This window comes from Spirosoma areae, assembly GCF_054781775.1.
Genome location: NZ_BAAGTT010000038.1, coordinates 1 through 23,396 on the forward strand (window position 1 = coordinate 1; position 23,396 = coordinate 23,396).

Annotated in this window: 22 protein-coding genes; 11 read left to right on the forward strand and 11 right to left on the reverse strand. The window is 52.6% G+C overall.

Annotated features, from left to right (window positions below; all coding sequences use genetic code 11):
* Window positions 1–327: 327 nt before the first annotated feature.
* From mtgA to ACYVI1_RS22985, 3 genes are all read right to left on the reverse strand, one after another.
* Window positions 328–1,161, reverse strand: a complete 834-nt coding sequence (gene mtgA / locus ACYVI1_RS22975) for a monofunctional biosynthetic peptidoglycan transglycosylase (RefSeq protein ID WP_460913185.1) — start codon at window positions 1,159–1,161, stop codon at window positions 328–330.
* Window positions 1,162–1,336: 175 nt separating this feature from the next.
* Window positions 1,337–2,458, reverse strand: a complete 1,122-nt coding sequence (hemW, locus tag ACYVI1_RS22980; protein WP_460913186.1) for a radical SAM family heme chaperone HemW — start codon at window positions 2,456–2,458, stop codon at window positions 1,337–1,339.
* A gap of 15 nt (window positions 2,459–2,473) precedes the next feature.
* Window positions 2,474–2,929: a GNAT family N-acetyltransferase gene (locus tag ACYVI1_RS22985; protein WP_460913187.1), complete on the reverse strand. Its 456-nt coding sequence runs from the start codon at window positions 2,927–2,929 to the stop codon at window positions 2,474–2,476.
* A 266-nt stretch (window positions 2,930–3,195) separates the two neighbouring features.
* Between ACYVI1_RS22985 and ACYVI1_RS22990 the strand changes: the two genes are divergently transcribed.
* Both ACYVI1_RS22990 and ACYVI1_RS22995 read left to right on the forward strand, forming a co-directional pair.
* Window positions 3,196–3,996: a DUF4198 domain-containing protein gene (locus tag ACYVI1_RS22990; RefSeq protein ID WP_460913188.1), complete on the forward strand. Its 801-nt coding sequence runs from the start codon at window positions 3,196–3,198 to the stop codon at window positions 3,994–3,996.
* 22 nt (window positions 3,997–4,018) lie between these two features.
* Complete coding sequence (locus ACYVI1_RS22995; protein WP_460913189.1) at window positions 4,019–4,465, forward strand: DoxX family protein; 447 nt, start codon at window positions 4,019–4,021, stop codon at window positions 4,463–4,465.
* Window positions 4,466–4,488: 23 nt separating this feature from the next.
* Here ACYVI1_RS22995 and ACYVI1_RS23000 read toward each other — a convergent pair whose 3' ends face one another.
* The 4 genes from ACYVI1_RS23000 to ACYVI1_RS23015 all read right to left on the reverse strand — a co-directional run bounded on the left by ACYVI1_RS23000 (window position 4,489) and on the right by ACYVI1_RS23015 (window position 6,839).
* Complete coding sequence (locus tag ACYVI1_RS23000) at window positions 4,489–5,325, reverse strand: PhzF family phenazine biosynthesis protein (RefSeq protein ID WP_460913190.1); 837 nt, start codon at window positions 5,323–5,325, stop codon at window positions 4,489–4,491.
* 34 nt (window positions 5,326–5,359) lie between these two features.
* Entirely contained in the window at window positions 5,360–6,049 is a 690-nt protein-coding gene (hxpB, locus tag ACYVI1_RS23005) for a hexitol phosphatase HxpB (protein WP_460913191.1), read from the reverse strand.
* Window positions 6,050–6,069: 20 nt separating this feature from the next.
* Window positions 6,070–6,357: a YciI family protein gene (locus tag ACYVI1_RS23010; protein ID WP_460913192.1), complete on the reverse strand. Its 288-nt coding sequence runs from the start codon at window positions 6,355–6,357 to the stop codon at window positions 6,070–6,072.
* A 146-nt stretch (window positions 6,358–6,503) separates the two neighbouring features.
* Complete coding sequence (locus ACYVI1_RS23015) at window positions 6,504–6,839, reverse strand: nucleotidyltransferase domain-containing protein (RefSeq protein ID WP_460913193.1); 336 nt, start codon at window positions 6,837–6,839, stop codon at window positions 6,504–6,506.
* Between the two features lie 73 nt (window positions 6,840–6,912).
* Between ACYVI1_RS23015 and ACYVI1_RS23020 the strand changes: the two genes are divergently transcribed.
* Complete coding sequence (locus ACYVI1_RS23020; protein WP_460913194.1) at window positions 6,913–9,432, forward strand: S9 family peptidase; 2,520 nt, start codon at window positions 6,913–6,915, stop codon at window positions 9,430–9,432.
* Between the two features lie 134 nt (window positions 9,433–9,566).
* Here the strand turns inward: ACYVI1_RS23020 and ACYVI1_RS23025 are convergent, their stop codons facing one another.
* Window positions 9,567–11,900: a T9SS type A sorting domain-containing protein gene (locus ACYVI1_RS23025; protein ID WP_460913195.1), complete on the reverse strand. Its 2,334-nt coding sequence runs from the start codon at window positions 11,898–11,900 to the stop codon at window positions 9,567–9,569.
* Between the two features lie 230 nt (window positions 11,901–12,130).
* Window positions 12,131–12,625 carry a hypothetical protein gene (locus ACYVI1_RS23030; RefSeq protein WP_460913196.1) on the reverse strand — a complete coding sequence of 165 codons (495 nt, stop codon included), beginning with the start codon at window positions 12,623–12,625 and terminating at the stop codon, window positions 12,131–12,133.
* Between the two features lie 337 nt (window positions 12,626–12,962).
* On the opposite strand from ACYVI1_RS23030, the gene ACYVI1_RS23035 reads away from it, so the two are divergent.
* From ACYVI1_RS23035 to glmM, 3 genes are all read left to right on the forward strand, one after another.
* Window positions 12,963–13,703: a peptidase gene (locus ACYVI1_RS23035; protein ID WP_460913197.1), complete on the forward strand. Its 741-nt coding sequence runs from the start codon at window positions 12,963–12,965 to the stop codon at window positions 13,701–13,703.
* Window positions 13,704–13,781: 78 nt separating this feature from the next.
* A complete protein-coding gene (locus tag ACYVI1_RS23040; RefSeq protein ID WP_460913198.1) occupies window positions 13,782–14,612 on the forward strand; it encodes a transglutaminase family protein in 831 nt (276 codons plus the stop codon).
* Window positions 14,613–14,758: 146 nt separating this feature from the next.
* Window positions 14,759–16,156 (forward strand): phosphoglucosamine mutase, encoded by a 1,398-nt coding sequence (gene glmM, locus ACYVI1_RS23045; protein WP_460913199.1) that lies wholly within the window; start codon window positions 14,759–14,761, stop codon window positions 16,154–16,156.
* A gap of 165 nt (window positions 16,157–16,321) precedes the next feature.
* Here glmM and ACYVI1_RS23050 read toward each other — a convergent pair whose 3' ends face one another.
* Together ACYVI1_RS23050 and ACYVI1_RS23055 are read right to left on the reverse strand one after the other, a co-directional pair.
* Entirely contained in the window at window positions 16,322–17,296 is a 975-nt protein-coding gene (locus ACYVI1_RS23050) for a DUF2382 domain-containing protein (RefSeq protein ID WP_460913200.1), read from the reverse strand.
* A gap of 62 nt (window positions 17,297–17,358) precedes the next feature.
* Window positions 17,359–17,814, reverse strand: coding sequence for a YsnF/AvaK domain-containing protein (locus ACYVI1_RS23055; protein ID WP_460913201.1), 456 nt, complete (start codon window positions 17,812–17,814; stop codon window positions 17,359–17,361).
* A gap of 348 nt (window positions 17,815–18,162) precedes the next feature.
* Between ACYVI1_RS23055 and ACYVI1_RS23060 the strand changes: the two genes are divergently transcribed.
* The 5 genes from ACYVI1_RS23060 to ACYVI1_RS23080 all read left to right on the forward strand — a co-directional run bounded on the left by ACYVI1_RS23060 (window position 18,163) and on the right by ACYVI1_RS23080 (window position 23,385).
* A complete protein-coding gene (locus ACYVI1_RS23060) occupies window positions 18,163–18,519 on the forward strand; it encodes a YtxH domain-containing protein (protein ID WP_460913202.1) in 357 nt (118 codons plus the stop codon).
* Window positions 18,520–18,739: 220 nt separating this feature from the next.
* Window positions 18,740–19,105, forward strand: coding sequence for a hypothetical protein (locus ACYVI1_RS23065; protein ID WP_460913203.1), 366 nt, complete (start codon window positions 18,740–18,742; stop codon window positions 19,103–19,105).
* Between the two features lie 28 nt (window positions 19,106–19,133).
* Window positions 19,134–20,747, forward strand: a complete 1,614-nt coding sequence (locus ACYVI1_RS23070) for an FAD-binding protein (protein ID WP_460913204.1) — start codon at window positions 19,134–19,136, stop codon at window positions 20,745–20,747.
* 17 nt (window positions 20,748–20,764) lie between these two features.
* Entirely contained in the window at window positions 20,765–20,989 is a 225-nt protein-coding gene (locus ACYVI1_RS23075; protein ID WP_460913205.1) for a hypothetical protein, read from the forward strand.
* Complete coding sequence (locus tag ACYVI1_RS23080; protein ID WP_460913206.1) at window positions 20,986–23,385, forward strand: ABC transporter permease; 2,400 nt, start codon at window positions 20,986–20,988, stop codon at window positions 23,383–23,385. Before ACYVI1_RS23075 ends, ACYVI1_RS23080 begins: the two co-directional genes overlap by 4 nt.
* The last annotated feature ends 11 nt before the right edge of the window (window positions 23,386–23,396 follow it).

Consider the following 23,396-nt stretch of genomic DNA (forward strand, 5'->3'; position numbering starts at 1 on the left):
CACTCGGCCTGGGAGTAGATGGGCGATTCGTTCCCACTGCTGGTCGGTAATTTCATAACGGCGCGCATGGTGCAAAGATGAAACGCTTGGCTAACTTTACCTAACTGTCAACACGCCCTAGTCTCTTTGCCTTCCCATGCTGCTGGAACAAAACAATCGATATGGCTTGTAAATTGGGCATTGATGGTAGATGAGTTACAAAAAATGAAAAGAAGGGAAATCCAGATAAATGCCGCCTGAGTACCTTTTTTTTGTTCCATACATGTTTCGCCCAAAATACAGTACTTTTAAGCAGTGGTTAATCAGATACATTCGGCTCCTGAAACCTCACAAATTCCGAATGTATTTCTGCCCACCCAGATACCGCATTTGCCGGGTAATCTGGCTCGTTCGGCGCTGAATGTAGTTGGACGGATGCTTGATGGAAAACAGGCGTGGGTTGGGTAGCACAGCCGCCATTCGGGCTGCTTCGCTGCGGGAGAGCGTTGCTGCCGCATGCCCATAGTACCGCTGCGCTGCGGCTTCCACGCCAAAAGTCATTGGGCCGGTTTCGGCTACGTTCAGATAAACTTCCAGAATGCGCTTTTTGCCCCAGATCAATTCAATCAGGGCTGTAAAATACACTTCAAGTCCTTTACGGAGATAACTGCGGCCCGTCCAGAGAAAAACATTTTTGGCGACCTGCTGCGATATGGTGCTGGCGCCACGCGGTCGTTTGCGGGTCTTGTTTTCCTTGATAGCGTCCTGGATTTCGTCGAAGTCGAAGCCCCAGTGCGTCGGGAAAGCCTGGTCTTCAGAGGCTACAACGGCCAGTGCGGCTTCTTTGCTGATGCTATCGTAGGGCCGCCATGTTTTGTAAACGTGGCCACTTTCGTCGGTGCCAACGGTATCCATCCAGCGGGAGACAATCAGGGGCGTTAGCCAGACCGGTACGTATTTCAGCGCAACGACATAGCCCAGCGACCCGAAAAACAGCCATAGAAATGCCTTCACACAAAACCAGTAAATCCGTTCCAGCAAAGGCCGCTCACGCATGAACTGGCGGGCCTGCTGCCACCGACCTTTTTTTTGCAACCGCTGCGTAGAGGCATGGGCGGCTTTTGGCCGTGGCTGCTGAGGAGGGGCGTTGCGGAATGTGTTGGCGGGGCGTTGCGGATTCATGGGGGTAGGTCTGTTCCGCGAAAATAATAGTCAGGCGCAGGAAACCCACGCTTCCACCCGATTAACGCCTAAATCTTTAAAATAATATATAATAAGTTTGAGGTTAGAAGTCAGAGGGTTAATGTTGGCCACTCTCGCGTCAGTCAACATTAACCCTCTGACTTCTAACCTCAAACTATTCCACAAACAACGTCGCGGCTACCCGGTCGGCGAAGAGTTTACCGGCCTCCGTCAGGGTCAATTGGTCGTTGGTGCGGGTAAGCCAGCCGGATGCGTACATAGCCGCGAGGTCGCGGGTTTGGCTGTGGGCAAAGTCAGCGCCAAGCAGGGCGTTTAACTCCGTCAGCGAACAACCCCACTGCGTCCGCAAACCCGTCAGGATGTATTCGTTTACCTGGTCGGCGCGGGTAAGCTGCTCAATTTCGGCGGGCAGGATAAGCTTTTGAATATCAGCGATATACCGGGCGTTGTTGGCGATGTTATATTGTCGCGAATGGCCATTATAGGAGTGGGCGCTTGGGCCTATGCCGAGGTAAGGTCGCCGTTGCCAATACGCCGTGTTGTGCCGGGCGTATTGGCCCTTTCGCGCAAAGTTCGAGATTTCATACTGGGCATAGCCTGCGCCCGTTAAGGCACGGGTCAGTTCCTCAAAATGGTCGGCGGCTAAAGCTTCGTCGGCAGGGGGCAACTTGCCCTTTTTCTGCCACCGGCCAAAGGTTGTGTCGGGTTCGATGGTCAGGGCGTAGGCTGAGAGGTGCGGCACATCGAGGGCAAGTACTTTCTGTAAATCAGTCTGCCAGAGTGAGTTGTCCCGGCTCGGAATGCCGTAAATCAAATCTACACTCAGGTTCTCAAAACCGGTCTCCCGCGCCAGCAACACACAGGTTTCGGCTTCGGCAGCGGTGTGGGCGCGGTTCATCCAGCGAAGCGTAGTTTCATCGAACGTTTGAATGCCAATGCTCAGCCGATTGACATACCGACGCAGCCGTTGAAGTTTGTCAATCGTCAGATCGTCGGGGTTGGCTTCGAGGGTTATTTCAGCAACGGGGGAAATCGTAAACTGGGTGTAAATGGCGTCAAAAATTTGTGCTAATTCGCTTTCTGTTAATAGGGAAGGCGTTCCCCCACCAAAATAAATTGTTTCTAACGGCTGTTTGGGCAGGTATTCTTTTTGCAGGAAAATTTCGGTGCAAAGCGCATCGACAAGGGCCGATTTCTGGCTCAGATTCGTGCTAAAATGGAAGTCACAGTAATGACAGGCCTGCTTGCAGAACGGTATGTGTAGATAGAGGTGCATAAACACACAACACCATTAGGTCAGTTTTTTCTCCAAAACAATTACCAGGCCCCATTTACCCTGCACTGTACCAATAATATCAAAACCATGCCGCAGATTCAGAATGAGCATGTCGCGCCATTGGTTGTAGGTTTGGGTTCGGATGGTGTGATACCCACGCTGGCGGCACCAGTCATACTGCCGACGCATCAGTTCAGACGCGATGCCCTGACCGCGGGCACCCGGATGAACGCCACCAAGCCAGCTATAGAAATGGCCGGACTTGCGTTCGTAACCGAGTTTGCAGCCAATAACCTGACCGTTTGCTGTTGCCAATAGTGTTTGCAGACCCGTTCGGTCAACCTGATACGTAAGTTCGGCGAGGATTTCGGGGCGGGATTGATTGTCGAAAATGCCGGTTAGCAAATCGAGCAGAGAAGCCAGCAGTGGCTCCGGGGGAAGCGTAGGATATGATTCGTAGTGCAGGTCCATCCGGCGAAATTGCGGAAAAGAACCTGTCAGCCAAAGAAATCAGGCAATCAGTCCGGGCATTTCTTGCAGCGCTTACTCTTTTTGTACTTCTTGCAGCACTTTTTCAGGACGCATTCATGCCCCAGAAATGGGTTCGTCTGGATAAGTGATTTTGATTCGTTGAGCGAAACACTGCCCAAAAAAGAGGGATAGTCGGTAGTCATTGTAAATCCATTGATTACGTGGGCAAAGGTACGCTTGTTTAGATTTATTACAAATAAAAATTGATGAAAAAACATTTCTTCGCCCTTACCCTCCTCTTTATTGGAATTGGTATAAGTTTCGGGCACGAATTCTGGCTGCAACCCAGTACATTTTTCGCCAGCATTGGCGGTAAAATCAGGGTGCAGGTACTTGTTGGTGAGGGCTTTATGGGTGAGCGGTCGGAAGGCAAAAAGAACCGCATCAGCCAGTATCGCCACCATACCGTTGCAGGCAGCACCAACCTGGCGCCTGCCCTCACGGGAGAGACCTACGGCGATGTGACGGTATCGCTGACAACGGCAGGTACGCACCTGTTTAGTTTTGCCAACACGCCCAAATTTTTAACCATGAAGCCCGACAGCTTTCTGCTTTACCTGGAAGAAGATGGTCTCGACAATGCAATTGCCGCCCGAAAGCAACGGGGCGATACCGGCAAACCGAGCCGCGAGCTTTACCAGCGCTGTGTGAAAACACTGGTGCAGGCTGGCCTCAAAACCGACACTACCTTTGCGAAGAATACCGGCATGATGCTGGAGATAATACCGACTAAAAATCCGTATGATCAGCGACCGGGGCAACGGGCGGAATTTACCGTATTGTTCGGCAATAAACCGCTGGAGGGCGCGCTGGTTCGCTACTGGAACCGAGACGGGGCGAACCACCTGACCGAAGCGAAACAGCGCTCCGATGCTCAGGGACGCGTTCGGTTTGTGCTTAAATCGGGGGCTAATATGGTTAGCTTAGTGCGGATGATTCCCAATGACGATGCTGCAACGGCCGACTGGCACAGCTATTGGGGCAGCCTGACATTTGGTTGCCGGTAAACAGTTTCTTAAACTTAACCTTATGACGTCACGCTTAGCTTCTCTTTCCCGTTTTCGGGATGTCGGTGTTTTACTGCTGCGGCTGGCCTTCGGCTTTCAATTGGTGAAAGTCTCGTATAAAAATGCGCTGTTTCCCGCCGAAAATCAACCGGAGTTTATCGCTTACCTGATCAAACTGGGGTTTCCGTTTCCAACCGTTGGCGCTTATTTGGCGTCGTATACCGAATTTATCGGCGGCATTTTGCTGCTGCTTGGCCTGTGGACGCGCTGGGCATCTTTATTTCTGATTATCAACTTTAGTACTGCCTTTTTGCTGGCACATATCGCCATCAACGATACCTATCAGAATACGTTTCCATCCGCTAATTTAGCGGCAGTCAGCTTTTTTTTGCTCCTGAATGGACCAGGAAAGTACTCCATCGACGGACAATGGCAAAGGTCGTCAGGCGATGACCTGGTCCATCCCTGACGACCTCCCCTTAGTTTCCTGTGTTACAGATTTATTTCGCCCGTCAGATACAACTGTACCCGCCCCGAAATATCGACTCGGGCAGGGTTCTCACCGTCGTCGTTGAGTTTGCAGCGAAGGTAGCCCCCGCGTTTGGAAAGCTGCCGGGCAATAAGTTCGGTTTTGCCTAATTTTTCGGCCCAGTAGGGCACTAAGGTGGTATGCGCCGAGCCGGTTACGGAGTCTTCGTCGATACCCGTTTGCGGCCCGAAAAATCGCGATACAAAATCCACGGCTTCTTCTCCAGCACCGGATCGGCCCGGTGCCGTTACGATGACTCCCCGTGCCGGCACCGTACTCATCTCCCGAAAATCAGGCGATAAGGCTTCAACCTGGGCCTGGGTTTCATAGACCAGCATATAATCGGTTTTTCCCTTGAAAATGGCGATTGGTTTTTCCCCCAGGCTGGCTATCAGAGCGGGCGGTTGCAGGGTAGCTTTCTGAACCACATCGACAGGGAAATCAAGCGTGAGCCAGCCGTCTTCGCTTCGGCAGACTGTCAGTACACCAGACCGGGAATTGAAATAAATCTGGTCAGGCTGGGTTGCCTTTGATGAATCGTGCTCCAGAAAAAACACAACATAACCAGCCGCCAGAGTGGCATGGCCGCATAAATCCACCTCGACCGTGGGCGTAAACCACCGGATATGATAGTTCGTTTCCCCATCGGTTTTTACGTAGAAAGCCGTTTCGGCAAGGTTATTTTCAGCGGCTATCTGCTGCATCTGTTCATCGGGCAACCAGTTGGTTAGCGGAACAACGGCTGCGGGATTGCCAGCAAACAGGCGGTCGGTAAAAGCATCGAGTTGATAAATACGCATTGGTTTTTAGCGCGTGCCAGGCACGTTTAGGAAGTTAGGAGTAGTGTTCTGCAGTCAGTAATGCATCGAAAATAGAGACCGAAAATGCTGTTAGTGAGGGTATTTTGAGGTCGGCTTTGGCAAATTTAGGATCATTGTATTCAAATTCAGCCGGTACAGCCACGGTTCGCATGCCAGCGGTAACTGCCGACATTAACCCGCTCCCTGAGTCTTCAAAAGCAAGGCAATGGGCAGGCGATACAGTTAATTTTCGGGCCGTACCCAGATACACATCGGGAGCAGGTTTGTTATGCGCTTCGAGCGTAGCCGAATGCCAGAGTGTCAGTGAATTGCGAATGCCCAGCCGGTCGACAACGACCTCAATCAAACTCATCGGCGACGCCGACGCAATGGCCGTTGGAAGGCCGCGCTGCACGAAAAAATTCAGCGCGTCGATGGCGCCCGGCATCGGTTCGGCTAAGGTGGCGATGCGCTCATGAACGCCCTCGGTAATGGCATCGGCGAGGGTTTCGTGACTTCGGCCTGCTGCTGCCTGTTCGGTCCAGGGGGAACGGGCAAACCAGTAGCGAACGACCTCCAGAATGGGCAATCCGGTTGTTTGTTTGCATTCATCATCGGTCAGATGCAGCCCAACCGAGGCAAACACGATCCGTTCCATCGCTCGCCAGTGGGGTTCAGAGTCCACCAGCAGCCCATCCATATCAAATATTGCGGCTTGTATCAAAATGAAGTATGTTGAGCTTTTTATACGTGTGCCTGCCGGAAGGGTTTTACATCGATTTTCTCCCAAATGCCCTGCACAATATACGGGTCTGTTTGCAAATAATCTTGGAGTTGGTCTTCGGTTTCCATATTGAGCATGAGCATCGAACCAATCATGTTTCCGTCGGGATTGAGCAACGCGCCACCCAGAACGAACTGTCCTTTTTCTTTTAGCTCCCGAACATAATTGAAGTGAGCGGGCCGGACAGCCATGCGCCGGTTGAGGGCGTCCGGGTCGGTACGGTCGTAGGCGTGAATGACGTAGTGCATAGCAGAATGACGTATTTGGTTGAGCAAGATACCCGCTTTTTTGGTTACCAGCCAATTCTACCCGACCGGATTCTGATCCTGATGTAAATAATTAGCATCGTCCAGGGCATCTTTTGCATGGTCAAGAAAACGGTCGATTTGCTCATTCATAAAAATACTCCTTCCTTACGGGCCTCCTGATAAACACCGCCATATGCCGTTTTATATTTCGCATAGGAAACGGGTAAAGGTGAAATAGCTAAACCATATTTCAACAGAAAGCCGGTTTCGATGTCGATTATTTTACGTATCTCGGCATACGTATTCACCTGCTCATCCTTCAGCAAAACCATCAGGTCAATATCCGACTCGTCGTCGTAGTCGCCCCGTGCGTAGGAGCCGTAGAGGACCACGTCGTGCAGGCGGTCGCCGTAGAGCAGTTGCAACGCTGCTTTGAACTCCCGCACAATGGGTTCGATAGCCGGATTAATTGGCGTTTCCATGTTGCAAAATACTCTTTTCGGCCTTTTCTTCCTAATTTCCAGTTTTTCCGGTTATTGCTCACCTCGTTCTCTGATGAAATCAATCGTCTGCTGCTCACTCATTTTTTTTACGGCCCCGGTGCTTGCCCAGCCCGCTCCGAAATCTGTTGGCTCAACAACCCGCCCACAACTCACCGTCGAAACCATTATGCAGGACCCGAAGGTCTGGGTCGGCACGTCGCCGTCCAACCCGTTCTGGTCGGATGATTCCCAGACACTTTATTTCAACTGGAACCCTACCAGCGGGGCTACGGACAAGGCGACGAGCGATTCGCTCTACAAAGTGACCTTCACCAGTACGCCCCGCTCTCCATCACGCATAGCCTCGAAGCCTGCCAAAGTAAGCCCGGCCGAACGGCGGGCCTTACCTACGGCTCCCGTTGCTGCCTACAATCGGGCGTATACGCAGCGGCTGTTTGAGCGACAGGGCGATTTGTTTTTGCTGGAAGTAAAGTCCGGCTCCACCAGGCAGCTAACCAACACCGTTGAGACGGAAACCGATGTGGCTTTCTCCGGTGATGAGCAGCGGGTCATCTTCCGCCGAAGCGGTTCCAACCTGTTCAGCATCGACTTAAAAACGGGCTTACTAACCCAACTCACTGATTTTCGTGCCGGAACGAAGAAAGCAGAACCGAAGCTAACCGACGAAGAGAAATTTCTGAAACAGGATCAACTGCGGCTGTCGTCGGTGCTGAAGGAACGTAAGGCCAAAAAAGACGAAGGTGAACGCATCACGAAGGCCGACCGGCCCAAACGCCCGAAGGAAATCTACCTCGATGATAAACAGGTGGTGGCTCCTCAACTCAGTCCCGACGGTCGTTTTGTTACCTACCGCCTGACGAAACCGGCAACCAATGCTAAAACGGCTCAGGTGCCCAACTACATTACCGAATCGGGCTATACTGAAGACATTCCGGCCCGCACCAAAGTGGGCGCTCCTGTGGCTGGTCAGGAATTTTTCGTGTATGACATTGCCAGAGACACGGTCCGGGCGGTAAGTACGAAAGACATTCCGGGTATCAACGATACACCAGCCTACCTGACATCGGTCAGCAAGGCGAAACCGGATACGGCAAAAAAAACGCGGCCCGTAGTCATCAACGGCCCTGTCTGGTCCGATGATGGCAAATTGTGCGTGGTGGTCGTGCGGTCGCTCGACAACAAAGACCGCTGGATTATGCGCTTAGACCTGGACACACGCCCGACCGCAACTCCCAAACTTTCGCTCCTCGACCGCCAGCACGACGATGCCTGGGTGGGCGGGCCGGGCATTAACGGGCAGGGTATGGGCGGGGCTTCACCGGGCAATATGAACTTTCTGGCCGATAATCAAACGATCTGGTTTCAGTCGGAGGCCGATGGGTATTCGCATATCTACACCGTCAATGTACTGACGGGGCCATCCAGTCCAGGGCAAAAAAAGCAACTAACTTCGGGCAAATTTGAAGTGCAGCAGGTGTTATTGTCGAAAGATAAAACGCACTTTTTTCTGCAAACCAACGAGGTTCATCCGGGCGAGCAGCAGTACTACCGGATGTCGGTCAATGGTGGGCCGCGAACCCGCTTAACAACCATGACCGGCGCCAACGACGTGACGCTTTCGCCCGACGAGAGCCGCATGGCCATTCGTTATTCGGCCAGCAATCAGCCCTGGGAACTGTATGTGAAGGACATAGGGGAGGAAAGCCGGGCCGCCGGGCGGGAGAAGGGAGAAGGGAGTAAGGCAGCGACAAAACTCACTGACTCACAAACGGATGGTTTCAAAAGCTATCCCTGGCGGGCGCCATCGCTGGTAACGATTCCGGCCCGCGATGGCCAGACGATTTACGCCCGATTGTATAAACCAGAGAATCCATCGGGCAAGAGTGTTGTCTTTGTTCACGGGGCGGGTTATTTGCAGAACGCCCACAAATGGTGGAGTCAGTATTTTCGGGAGTATATGTTTCATAACCTGCTGGCCGACAAGGGCTATACAGTACTTGACATCGACTACCGGGCCAGCGCGGGCTACGGACGCGACTGGCGCACGGGCATCTATCGGTACATGGGCGGCAAGGATTTGGAAGACCATGTCGATGCCGCTAAGTGGCTTGTGCAGACGCAGGGCGTCGATGCGAAACGAATTGGAATTTATGGCGGCTCCTATGGTGGCTTCATTACCCTGATGGCCATGTTCACCGCGACCGATCAGTCCGGCGTTCCGGTGTTCAGGGCCGGGGCGGCTCTGCGGCCCGTAACCGATTGGGCGGCTTATAATCACCCCTACACGGCCAACATTCTGAACGAACCACAGGATGATTCGCTTTCATACCGCCGTTCGTCGCCAATTCACTTTGCTGAAGGCTTACAAGGCCATTTGCTGATCTGTCACGGCATGGTGGACGTGAACGTGCATTTTCAGGATGCTGTTCGGCTGGCGCAGCGGCTCATCGAACTCAGGAAAGAGAATTGGGAACTGGCCGTTTACCCCGTTGAGGACCACGGCTTTGTGGAACCGACAAGCTGGATGGATGAATACAAGCGGATTCTGAAACTGTTTGAGGAGCGGCTGTAAGTTTAACGTTCAATGTTTCATGTTCCAACCGGGCTGCCGAAGTCCGGCATTCCGGTGCGGTTTCAAGAACGCACCAGCAGCATAAAACGTGAAACATTGAACCGCACCGGCGACTCACCTGAAACCATAAACTTTTACTCCACCAGCACCCGAATCAGCGACTGCCGCGAATGGGCATTCACTCTTAGCAGATAGATTCCCGTTGAAACGCCCGTCAGTAGCCATTCGGCTTGTTTTTTACCCGTAAAGGCCGGTATCTGCCCGCTCATGACCGCCCGGCCCGATGCATCCAGCAAATCAATTTGTATCGGTGAACGTTCGCCCTGCTCGATTTCTACCCGCAGCCGGTCCAGAATGGGGTTGGGGACTACCCGCACCGACAGGGTCGAAGCGGGGTCTGGAATGCCCGTCAGGATAAAGTTGATGGCATCGGATGGGGGCGATGCACAGCCATTGGCCGTCACGATGACGTAATACTGGCCACTCTCGAACGGCACCAGCGTAGGCCCGGTGGCATTCGGAACGGGCTTGCCCGGATCGGCACCCATGCGAACGTACCACTGTATGCCCGCCGGCTGATCACGAACGGTTAGCGTGCTGCTGCTTACCTGACTGATCGTTGGTTTGTCGGGTAGCGGGAACTGCGCTTTTATGGTTACAAAGATGGTCGTGGTCGAGCAGCGATTGCTATCCAGCACACTAACCGTGTAGGTACCCTCGGCCAGCGCGGTTTGAGTAGCGGTCAGATTCTTTAACGTATCCCGTCGTTCGGTGGACCAGTAATACGTAAATGGTTTAACGCCACCGACCACCTGCACAGTTGCCTGGCCATCGCGGCCACCCACACAGGCTACATCCTTACTTGTTCCTACCGAGAGCGATATGGCGCCCCCGTTGGATACGACAGCAACGACGGAGTCGGTACAGCCTACTTCATCGATCACCCGAAACCGATAGGTATTTGGCCGAAGCCCACCAATCTGCGGGTTGGCCTGATACGCCTGCCCAATAAGCTGATACTGCCGTCCCATGCCTGTGCCGCCGGTGCTGGTTAGGTTAACCGTGCCGGTCGGGCAAACGCAGCAGGTAGCCGGTGTAGGCACTGCCTGCACTTTCAGTGGGTCCGCTTTGCCGACGCTGACGGGAGCAAGGCTTGTGCAGCCGTTGGCATCGGTGCCTACAACCGTGTAATCGCCAACAGCCACGCCCTTAAACACATTCCCGGTGGCGGGGGTGTTGTTCGTTGTCAGTTGATACGTTACAACGCCGGTGCCACCCGCCGGAGTAACCGTTATCGAGCCGCTGTTGGGGCCAAAACAGTTCACCGGTATCGAACTGACAGCCAGTTTCAACTGAGCTGGCTGCTCAATCATTACGCTTTTTTTACTGGTGCATCCGTTAGCATCGCGAATGGTGAATTCGTAGGTTTTCGCCGATAAGCCCGTAAATTGAGAACCGTCCTGGAACGGATTCGTGCCAAGCTGAAACTGATAATTGCCCGTGCCCCCAGTCACGGAAATGGTAACGCTGCCATCCGCCGTACCCAGGCAGCGGGTGGGTTTTGGAGTCAGGGTGATGGTTGATGACGTCGGTGCGCCAATCAGCACTGACCTGTATAATACACACGTATTCTTATCTGCAACAGTAAGCGTGTATTCTGTATTGCCCTGTAGGTTCACAAACGTTCCGCTAATCTGTGGGGCGCCATTGTTGAGAATATACCGATAATCGCCAATACCACCCGAAGCCACCGCAATAAGGCCCCCATCGGCCCCACCATTACATTTTGCTGCCACCGGCGTGACGACTACCGATAAGGGCGGTGGCTGCGCGACGACAACATTCGCCCTCACTACACAGTCTGAAGCATCTTTTACCGCAACTGGGTAGGTTCCGGCTTTCAGATTGCCGAGCGCGTTGTTTGTCTGAAAAGGGTCGTTATTGAACTGATACTGAAGGCCACCCGTGCCGCCACTCGCGTTGAGCACAATCCGGCCATCGCTGGTACCATTGCACAAAGCCGACGTTGATTCGGGGGTTAGTACAATGGCCGGACGTACCTGAACCGTGCCCGTTGCACTGGTTGAGGTAACAGTGGTGACAAGGGCCGTTGTGCTACTGACAGCCGTTGTGCTGACGGCGGTTGAACTGGTAGTTGTTGTACTGATGGCGGTGGTTGTCGCAACAGACGTGCTGGTTACGTCGCAGATGGCCGTGTAGGTTGTGGTCTGTTGGGGAGAAACCGCGACAGAAATGCCTGTTTGGCTTGTTGACCACCGGATGGCTCCATTGGCCGGACAACCGGCTGCGGTTAACGTCGTGCTGGTGCCGGCACAAACAACCGCCGAACTTACCGATACAGTTAATACGGCAGGGGCGTTCGCTGGCGCTCTATCAGTAGCCCAACCCGACACAGACCCACAAAGCAATAGTAAGACGCTGATGCGTATCGTCTTACTATAAGTCAAAAAAAACGTAGAAAAGGAATATAAACAGTCTCTCATATCCGAAAAATCGTAGCAAGCCGACAAAGATAGGTTGTTGGGTTACGAAAGTGATGTTGTACAGCTTACGATTCTGTGCAGATGGCCAGGAAATTAGCTTGTGGATGGCAACATCATGACTCGTTCAGGCCATTCCGGTGCAAAAACTCTAAACAGGGCAATCGTTATTGATGGAATAGCCGCTTCCGTCAGATTTAGTAAAACAGCCCCCAGTCGTCTGGCGCGTCGTTATCTTTATCAAATCCGTTGACCCACTCGACAAACAGGAGCCTAAACTGCTCGATTTCGTCACGCAATACATTCAGGTAGGCGGTAGTCGCCAACTTTTCGGCTTTGCAATAGGAGGTTTGGGCCAGCAGTTCGCGGGCGTGCATTTTGATGATTACGGCATTTTCCATCCGCAGGGTGTATAAATCACCCCCTTCGGCCCCAACGATTTTTGGCGCCAGCATCATGGCATTGGCCAGCATCTGCTCGTGCATCATCAGCACGTCTTCCTCCTTATTTATTGTTTCGACAATAGCCTGAGTCAACTCCATCAGTTCATTGGCCTTACGCAGAATGGGCAGATTTTTGATACGCCGGTTTTCGGCCTCCATCTCGGCGCGGGTTTCTTCAGGATCATAATCCTCATCGAAACCATCCCAGTCCATGAAGCTATCGTCGTCGTCTTCGTCGTCAAAGTTCATCGCAAAATGGGCAGAGGGAATAAACACCTTCTGCATGCCAAAGTAACACAAAGGTTTCCCAAAAACAAACCGATTTGCTCCAAAAAGCAATTCCCGGCTCTACCCATGTCGCTGTTTTTCAGGAGCCACAAGCCCTGATTCTAAGCAGCAGTACTGCCTCCTGCCGGTGCTGAAGCCAGCCGTTAATCTGTCGAAGTCTGGAAACACCACCCCGCATTTTTCGAGAAAACAGCGCCTTGAGTCGCGCATAACGGGGGGCAACCTGTATATTTGTCAGCTTTACTGGTTGGCGTGAACGCTTCTAAAGCAGACTCGCCAGATTTCCCTACTGTATCGAATGACGTATTGTTTAGGAATTAAAGTTGCGTCGGGCTTAGTTGCCATTGCCGACCGACGACTAACCTCCGGCACCGAAGTCTCATCGAACCGGAAAATTTCGGTTCATGAGGTCGAGAACCATTCCCTGTTCATTATGACATCAGGCCTGCGTTCTGTGCGCGACAAGGCCATTACGTATTTCAAAGAAGTGCTCACCGAGCAGGACCGGTCCTTCAACAAACTCTACAAAGCCGTCAATGCCTTTGGGGAGCAGGTGAAGCGGGTGGCTCAGGAAGACAAGTCCTCGATTATTGCCAATGGGCTGAATTTCAACCTGAACGCTATTGTGGGCGGGCAGTTGGAGGACGACGACGAACATAAACTATACATGCTCTACCCCGAAGGCAACTGGGTTGAGGTTGACCAGGGGTCTCCGTTTAAGATTATTGGCAACTCGGGCTACGGCAAGCCGTTGTTATTCAGGAATCTATCCTACGAAACCAACATGCAGGATGCCCTGAAGATTGGTTTCCTGGCCTTCGATGCGACCCGCGTCAGCGCCAACGATGTCGATTATCCATTAGATGTCGTCATCTATCCCAAAGATAGTTTTCACATGACTGAATACCGGCTCGAAAAAGATGACATGGACGAAGTATCGCACCAGTGGAGTGCGCTGCTGAGCAACTCGGTCCGAAAGCTGCCTTCGTACTGGATGGACCCTATTTTTGAGAAAGTCCGGGCCACAAAAGAATTATAAAGGATGAATGATAACTTCCCGCGTCAGCTAATTCATCCTTTATAATCGCTCCGGCGACCCGGTCATCCTTCAACAACCATGCACCTTCATGTTCGGCACGAGTCTGAGTACACCTACGATAGCCCCGTTGCTCTTGGCCCACAGACGCTCTATCTGTATCCACGAACGTATCCGTATCAGAAATTGCTGGCTTACGACCTGATTATTGATCCGAAACCGTCCAGGATTGTGCGAAACATCGACGTGGAGGGCAACGTGCAGCAGGTCGTGTATTTTAGCCATCCAACGACCCACCTGCACGTAACGGTTGAGATGGAGCTACAATCCGATGAATTTAATTCGCTTGATTTTGTGCTGTTTCCGTTCGAGACCAAGCGGGTGCCCTTTCGCTACCCTGCCAAATTCAGCGACCTGCTGCATCCGTATCTGGAACGGGTAGGCGTATCGGAGCGGGTGGAAGCCTGGGCACGGCAGTTGGCAATCAGTGCAGGCTGGCAGACAACCGCCTTCCTGATGGCGCTGAATCGGGCTATTCGGAAATTCACCTACGAAATTCGGGAGGTAGGCGCCCCTTTTCCGCCCGAACAAACCCTGACCCTTCGGAAAGGTTCCTGCCGCGACTACACAACGCTGTTTATGGCAGCCTGCCGGAGTCTCGGTATTGCCGCCCGATTTGTGAGTGGGTATCTGTTTGGCAATCCGCAGCAGGAGCACCAGCTTCACGCATGGGCGGAGGTGTACCTGCCGGGGGCAGGCTGGCGGGGTTTCGATCCAACCGAAGGGTCGCTGGTGGTGAACCGGCACATTTTTCTGACATCGACGGCGAAACCCGAATTGGCCGCTCCCATCAGCGGCACATTTCAGGGGCGTGCCCGCTCAACACTGAAGTCGGAGTTGTTGTTTGTGTGAGCAAAGCAGGGGGCACAGAGCCTGGGGCAGAGGTTTCAGGGGCTGACAGTAACTTTTATTTTTTCCTTTGCCCCTTGCCCCTTGCCCCCTGCACCCTGCACCCTATCTTTGCAACCTTACCAGGACACACTTATCAAACCCATAACGTGGCATTAATTAAGTCTATTTCCGGCATTCGAGGAACGATTGGGGGGCGCAGCGGAAACGGGCTGACACCATTGGATGTCGTAAAGTTTACTGCTGCCTTTGGCCAATGGCTTCGGCAGCGCACGCCCGAACGCCAAACGATTGTGATTGGCCGCGACGGGCGGCTATCCGGCGAGATGGTCTCCAAATTAGTTTCCGCTACGTTACAGGGTCTGGGCCTGACTGTCATCGATCTGGGCCTGTCAACGACGCCAACCGTAGAACTGGCCGTGCCTGCCGAACAGGCCGCCGGGGGGATAATCCTGACGGCCAGTCATAACCCGATTCAGTGGAACGCCCTTAAACTGCTCAACGAAGCCGGTGAATTTATTTCGGCTCAGGATGGCGCCGAAGTGCTGGCCATAGCCGATGCCGAATCGTTCGAGTTTGCCGAAGTCCGTAAATTAGGCCAATACCGCGCCGATGCGACCTGGCTGCAAAAACACATCGACCTGATTCTGGCCCTGCCGCTCGTTGATCGGGAAGCCATTGCCGCCCGAAATTTCCGGGTGGTTGTCGATGCCGTCAACTCAACCGGTGGCCTGGCCGTACCGATGCTGCTGGAAGCGCTGGGCGTTGAGCACATTACCAAACTACATTGCGAACCGACCGGCCAGTTTGCCCATAATCCGGAACCACTGCCCGAAAATCTCCGCGACATTATCAAAGAAATGGAGAAGGGTAACGCTGACCTGGGCATTGTGGTCGATCCCGACGTTGACCGGCTGGCGCTGATTTGTGAGGATGGCTCAACCTTTGGTGAAGAATACACCTTAGTGGCTGTTGCCGATTACGTGCTGAAGAGTAGTCCGGGCGGGAATACCGTTTCAAATATGTCGAGCACGATTGCCCTTCGCGATGTGACCCTGAAACACGGCGGTCAGCACTTTGCGTCGGCGGTGGGGGAGGTCAATGTGGTGCAAATGATGAAAGAGAAGAAGGCCGTTATTGGGGGCGAAGGCAATGGGGGCGTTATTTACCCCGAGCTGCATTATGGGCGCGACGCGCTGGTTGGCATTGCGTTATTCCTGACGCATCTGGCTAAGTCGGGCAAGTCGATTTCCATGCTGCGCCGGACTTACCCGAACTATTACATCTCTAAAAATAAGATTGAATTAACTCCCGACATTAACGTCGATGCTGTATTAGCGCGGATTCAGGCCAAATATGCCCGTAATCCCATTAATACCATCGATGGGGTAAAAATTGAATTTGACAAGGAGTGGGTTCATCTGCGTAAGTCGAATACGGAGCCTATTATCCGTATCTATTCTGAATCGGATACGCTGGCCACGGCCGACCACCTCGCGGGTAAGATCATTGACGACATTCGGCAGGTGCTCGCCGAAAATCGGTAGGATTCCCCTCACCCAACCCCTCTCCCAGGGGGCGAGGGGCTCACAAACTGCCTTTATAACCCCTCCCGCACCGGCGGACCGCCCAGGGGGCGAGGGGTTGGGGTGAATAAAAAAACGCTGGTTCTGTGTGCAGAACCAGCGTTTTTTATGAACGTCGCCTGTAGCCTACCGGTTGGTAGAGGTTGTAGTTAGATCATCGTTGTAATCGGTTCCGTCCCGCGTCACCGACTGATCGGTTGTTGTACCCGTGTTGCCGAGGTTTTCGACATCGACCTCCGTGTTGCGAACGGTATCCCGAACCGTTTCTACTCGTTCGTTTACCTCTTTGCCGACCGAAATTTCTTCAACGACATTAGCCGTTTTCGACACAACCGGTACTTCGGCGTGTTCGGTCAGTTCAATTTGCCCCTCCTGAAACGCGTTCAGATCGGCGTCTGTTGCGGGCCGGTTAACGGGATTCCGCTGAACGGTAACCCGCTCTTCACGCAGACGCAGGCTTTCCTCAACGGGCCGCTCAACGATGCGGCTACGCACCCGAACACCCCCCGTTTCTACTTCGCGCTTGCCTACTTCCAGATTTTCCTGAATTACCCTGATCGTTTGGTCCGTATCGGTTGGCAGGTCGCGGTTTGTCGTATCGGTGTAATTCGTCGTGTCGGCATAAGCGCCACTGCCACTAATTGTATCGTTGCCACTTATTGCGCTGCCGTAGCCATATTGGGTAGCTTTTTCGTCGACGTCAACGGCACCGTTGTCATCGAGAATATCGGCGGCCCGTTCCGCTTCGTCATCCGATTGAGCATGAACGGTTACGACCGATCCACGGCGACCAACTTCGGCGTGTTTTTTGTAGTTATCGTCGTCATCGTCGCCACCGCCAAACAGCGATTTAAAAAAGTTACCGATGCTGTCGCCCACATCTTTAGTATCATCAACAACTTCTTCTGCCATTGTGCCGGATGTATTGGTGTGCCGATCCGGAATACTTGCCGAGCCATCAGCGGAATAGGTCCCACCTGTGTTGCTGTTCGTTGTGACGTCAATGTCGCTCCGCGAGAAACCTGCGTCAACTAATTCGTCTACTGCCTGCTGTGCTTCGGCTGCGCTGTCGAAAATGCCAACTACTGTTTGTTGTGCCATGGTACTACTGAGTTAAGCGTTGAGAATTTAGTTTAACAAAATTGATTTATAACGAGGCCTTTTCAGGCCGAACGTTCGTCATTAGGCTCACTCCGCTCCACGGTTATTTCTTCTTTTCGGAGCATCACTTCCTGCGTTTCCTGGTCGGTGATGTGCCGTTTGGTAACGTGTACTTCCTCAATCAGCAGGAGCCGTTTCTCAGTCACCAACACTTCGCGCAACACCGGAATGATCATTGTTTCGCCCTCGTAGCGAACAGCCGGAGCCTCATCGACATACTGATAAACGGCAATGTGTTCAACCGTAACTTCTTCCCGGAAAACGGGTATATCAACCGTCTGCGGTTCCTCAATTACCCGTTTGGCAATGCGAACCACACCCGTTTCAATCAGCTTTTTACCAACCTGCACCTGCTCCTCGATAACCGGAATAATGACTGGTTCCGTCCGGGTGAGGGTAGTTGTTGGCTGTCGTGCTGGTTCGTTCGATTGACGGTCGGTGTTCATCGTGTTGTTCATCGGGTCAGCATTGATGAGAACCAGGGTCCTGTCTGGTGTTTGCCATGCTGCCCTTAGTTAAAGAGGATATTGGCCTATTTGTTCTATAATTAGTGTATTTTTTATTTTAGGGCACCTGCAGGCTTTTTACGGTATCGGCCCGGCACAAAGAGCCTCGTTAACTTGCCCACCAGGAGCCACTATCCTGTAGAAGAAAATACTCATTGATTACCTGTTTGCTCCATTTATACATTATCGTTAAAACTATAGTAGTTTGAAAATCAATATGTTAGCTGAAGATTATAGAGTATGGCACAATTTTTAGAGTGAGTAAGTGATCCCAAAAACGAATTCAAACTATACACGATCATGAGCTTTTTGAAAGGAGTATTGACGGGCTTAGCTATTGGTTACCTGACAGCGCCCCGTTCTGGTAAAGAAACCCGCGACAAATTAACTAAGCAGGCAAACGACCTGCAGGATCAATGGGAAGAGGGTGTTGCTTCGGTGAAATCGCAGGTCGATAAGCTGGTAGGCAATGCCGAAGCGAAAGCGAATGAATTTGCCGGTCAGGCGGAACGCAAAGCGGACCAGTTTAAAAACAAGGCGAAGTCGACTTACAACCAGGACCAGGCGAAAGCCGATTACAACAGCACCGTTGATGACACAGCCGATGCAGCCAAATCGGGCATCAATGATGCCGAAAACGCACTGAAATTTAATTAAGCTGACAGATTATTACCAGTTGAGTGGTTAGCAGGTTAGTCGTATTTACACATGACTTGCTCGTAGCTAACTAATTAATTACTGGTTTTTTCAATGGGGCAAGGCCCTCGCCAATCTGGCGAGGGCCTTGCCCCATTTTGTGCCTGCCTACCGGTCAATCAATGCGTTACACGTTGTATTGCTAATTCGAGTATCTTTTACCCACCTTCCCTGTTTAGCCATGATGCCGAACCTGCCTGCCACCCGGCTCACGCCCGCCCGCTACCTCTGCTTGCGGCTGTGTCTACTACTCGGACTATCCGTCGTCTCCGGCTGTATGACCACCCGGGTTTTTACCGAACCCGACTGCAACACCCCCGCCAATGTCACCTACACACAGGAGACAACCACGGCTTATTTCTGGGGACTGAAGCAGCCTGCCGACACCAAACCACCCTGCGACCCTCGTTTTAATCACCTCAATGGTGTCACGGTGAAATCGACATTCGGGCATTACCTGCTGGCAACGGTTACGCTGGGCATTGTCAACAAACGGCGGGTGCAGTGGTGCTGTGCGCCTTTTGTGCCGCCAACGGATTCGCTCTGACTGGCCCTATCCAAAAACCTTCCTTACCATGAGCCTACCCAATGGACTTCAGCGAGTGCCGGTAGTTGAACTAACCAACCGTCATGAGAATTTTACCCAGCCCTTAACGCCTGATGCGTCGTTTAAACTGACCATTCCAGCCGGGCTGCCCGATAGCAAGTCGGAGTACCGGCAAACAACGGCTAATTTTCAATGGCTCATCCAACACGGCATCGACAACAACCTTCGCCTGCGGGCCATCGGCAAAAACTGGTCGTTTGCCAAAGTGGGCGTTACCAACGGCGGCATGGTGGATACCGATGCTCTCATGCAAACCTTCGCCATACGAAAAACATCGGTGGCACCAGCCTATCTGAATGCGGGCAAATCGGCAGATAACCTGTTTTTTGCCGAATGTGGCATTACCATTCATATTTTGGAGCAGTTGCTCGAAGCCCGCAACAAATCCATTCTGGCCTCCGGAGCCAGTAATGGCCAGACGATTGCCGGAGCTACCTCGACGGGCACCCATGGGGCCGCCTTCAACGTTGGTTCGGTACACGATTCTGTTGTTGGGCTGCACCTCGTTTGCGGCCCCAACCGGCACGTTTGGATCGAGCGGGCGTCGTATCCGGTCGTCTCTGGCCAATTCACCGATTTGCTTGATGTAACGGAGGTTATCCGCGACGATGATCTGTTCAATGCGGCTATTGTTAGTTTTGGCTCGTTTGGTTTTATTCACGGCATTATGCTCGAAATCACGGATTTGTTCTGGCTCAAATCCTACAGTATGACGAGTGTTCCCTACACCAACAGCCTGAAAAAAGCCATGACCGATTGCGATTTTTCGGGTCTTGGTAGTTTGTTGAACCTGCCCCCTGCCACCCCGGACGCCCAGCCTTACCACTTTCAACTGATTTTCAATCCCCACCAGGTCGACCTGACCGGGGTCGACTCAACGCGGGGGCTTTTCACCCGAATCCTCTATAAACACCGAACGAAACCCCCTGGTACACAGCCACCTCCCCTGAAGCCCGGCTTTACCTACGGCGACGACACAATGGGGCTGATTCAGACCTTACTCGATAAACTTACCCCGCGAAAGCACGTACCCACACTGGTGAATGCACTTTATCCACTTGCCCTGGAGAACACCGACGGGTGGGTGGGCACGATGAGCGATTTTTTTGGTAACACCAACATCCGGGGCAAAGCGTCCAGTGCGGCTATCGGCCTCAATGCAACAGACAGCCCCCAGGCGCTGGAAGAAATGGTGGCCCTGAACAAACAGACGGCTTATCCGGGCGTGATGGCTATGCGCTGGGTAAAGCAAACCCCGGCAACGCTGGGCTTCACCCGGTTTCCAATAACCTGTGTACTTGAACTGGATGGCGTTGACGCCCTATTGACCCGCCAATTTCTGGAGCGGGCCTGGAATCGGCTCGACGCGCTGGGTATTCCCTTCACCATGCACTGGGGCAAAGTCAACTTCGGTCTCACTGCCAGCCGGGTGCGGCAGATGTACACGGATGCCCGTGTGGATGCCTGGCTTGCGGCCCGGCATTATGTTCTGGATGCGCCCAGCCGGGCCGTGTTCACGAATGAATTTATGGAAACCTGTGGCCTGGATCAGGAAGTCGTGCCGGATAGCCCAATTGTGTAATTCGTGCGAATAAAGTCATGCCAAAACTTCCTGTCTCATTGAGCAACCTTCGATTTGATTTGGTGTCTGTTCAGGGACGGTCATTGTCCATGGCGTTACGTGCTCAATGTGGTGTCGCCGGGCCGTCGGAGCAGTATTGCCGCCCCTTGTGCTATGCCGACAACGACAACAAGACGATTATCAGCAATCGGAATCGCTCCGGCGAACCGGCCGAACCACCTCAAGCCTGCAACCTGCTATGATACGCAACTATGTCAAAATTGCTTTTCGGAATCTGGCTCAAAACAAAGTCTATTCCTTTATCACCATTTTTGGCCTGTGCGCCGGGTTGACCTGCTTTGCCTTTATTGCCCTCTGGGTCCAGGATGAGCTAAGCTACGATCAGTTCAATCAGCACTACGAGCGGATTGTTCGGTTGACAACGACAAAAAAGACCGAATCCGGCCTGATTGAATCAGCAAGAACCGGCGCTCCGCTGGCAATAGCCTTACGGCACGATTATGAGGAAGTGGAAAATACCGTTCGCTTAGACAGGCGGGAGGAAATTGTGCAGCATGACAACCAGCAGACGCTGCAACCCGGCATTATTCTGACCGATCCGTCGTTCTTCGACGTATTCAGCTATAGCTTAACCAGCGGCAACGTCGCCACCGCCTTAACCGAACCCTACTCGATTATTCTGACCGAATCAACGGCCAAAAAGTACTTCGGAAATGCTGATCCGATGGGGCAATCGCTCTTGATTTATATGTATGACAGTACGGGTAAAGGAGCCAGCTATAACGTAACCGGTGTCATGCCTGACCCGCCCCGAAACGCCCACTTTACCTTTGCCATGCTGGGTTCGTTTAAAACCATCGAGGTTACCAGACCAGCTATTCTAACCGCCGGGGGCTGGGCCGATCTTCGCTATTATACGTATGCGTTGCTCCGAAAAGGCGTTGACTGCAACGCCTTAGCCCGAAAACTTGCGCCGTTCTACGCCCACCATACCGGCCAACAGTTGACTGCCGGGCAAGCTGTCAATTTAGGGAAACTACAACCTTTAGGCGACATTCATCTCTCCTCGCACTTAGCCAATGAGATCACCGCCAACGCCACCAAGGGTCAGGTGTCTATTTTCTCGACCATCGGCCTGTTTATTTTATTGCTGGCCGGAGTTAATTACACGAATCTGGCCACGGCCAGGTCGGCGGGTCGAGCCAAAGAAGTGGGCATCAAAAAAGTAGTGGGGGTGCTTAAATCACAATTAATCGTTCAGTATTTATCCGAATCAGTCTGTATCGCCCTGATTGCCTTCGTGCTATCGATGTTGGTTTCGGCTTTCCTGCAACCCTTCGTTTACCAGATTACCGATAAAGAGCTTTCCCTGTTTTCATCCCCGTTATTACTGCTTTTCCTGGCGGGCATCAGTCTGTTTCTGGGTATGCTGGCGGGCATGTATCCGGCCTTTATACTGGCCAATTTTAAACCGGTCAGTACGTTAAAAGGGACGTTTAAATCAGGTACGAAAGGCGTCGTTTTGCGCCAATTCCTTGTCGTATCGCAGTTTGTCATTACCCTGATCCTGATCACCAGCATTGTGATTATTTACGCGCAAATGATCTACATCAAACACAAGGACCTGGGGTACAACAAAGACGCGCTGCTATTTTTACGCCACAATGGCAATGCGGATGTTGTGCAGGGTTACCCAGCGTTTAAGAACGAATTACTGGCCAACCCGCTGATTGATGGCGTTGCTGCGTCCCGGTCAGGACTGGAAACCGGTAGCGGGGAAACCACCGACCGCCATGGCAAACCAATATCGCTCATGACGGCGCGGCTTGGCATCGATGCCGACTATCTGGCGGTTCATGGCGTAAAACTGATCGCGGGGAAAAACGTGACGCTCCGGGAAACCGGCGATACCATCGGGCAGATTATCCTGAATGAAACGGCCGTAAGAAAAGCAGGCTGGAAAGGTGCCGAAGCAGCCATCGGCAAGCCTTTTAAACTGGATAACCGGCCCGGCACCGTTGTTGGGGTGGTGCGCGATTTTCACGTCAGTTCCCTGCAACATACCATTGAGCCGCTGGCACTATCGCCACGGGACGGTTATTTTTCGCGAATTGCGGTAAAGATCGACCCGGAAAAAGCGGGTCAGAGTCTGCGGGTTCTTAAGGACGTATGGGCCACCCATTTTCCGGTGGCGTTGTTTGACTATGCGTTTGCCGATGAGCAACTGGGCGAGCAATACCGGGCCGAAGAACGGTTCTCAAGCATCATTCTGGTCTTTTCCATCCTGTCGCTGGTGATTGCCTGTCTGGGCTTATACGGGCTGCTTGCCTACTCAACGTCTCAAAAAACCAAAGAGATCGGCATCCGAAAAGTATTGGGTGCTACCGTCAATGGCCTTGCTGTCATGTTATCCCAGGACTTTCTGAAATTGATCGTACTGGCCAGCGTAATTGCCACGCCTATAGCCTGGTATATCATGCGTCGGTGGTTGCAGAGTTTCGCCTACCGCATCGCCATGGAATGGTGGATGTTTGCCGGATCGGCACTGCTGGTGTTAGGTATTGCTTTACTGACGGTGAGTTACCAGACCATCAAAGCCGCCCTGATGAACCCGGTGAAATCCCTGCGCTCTGAATAGATTAGCGGAGT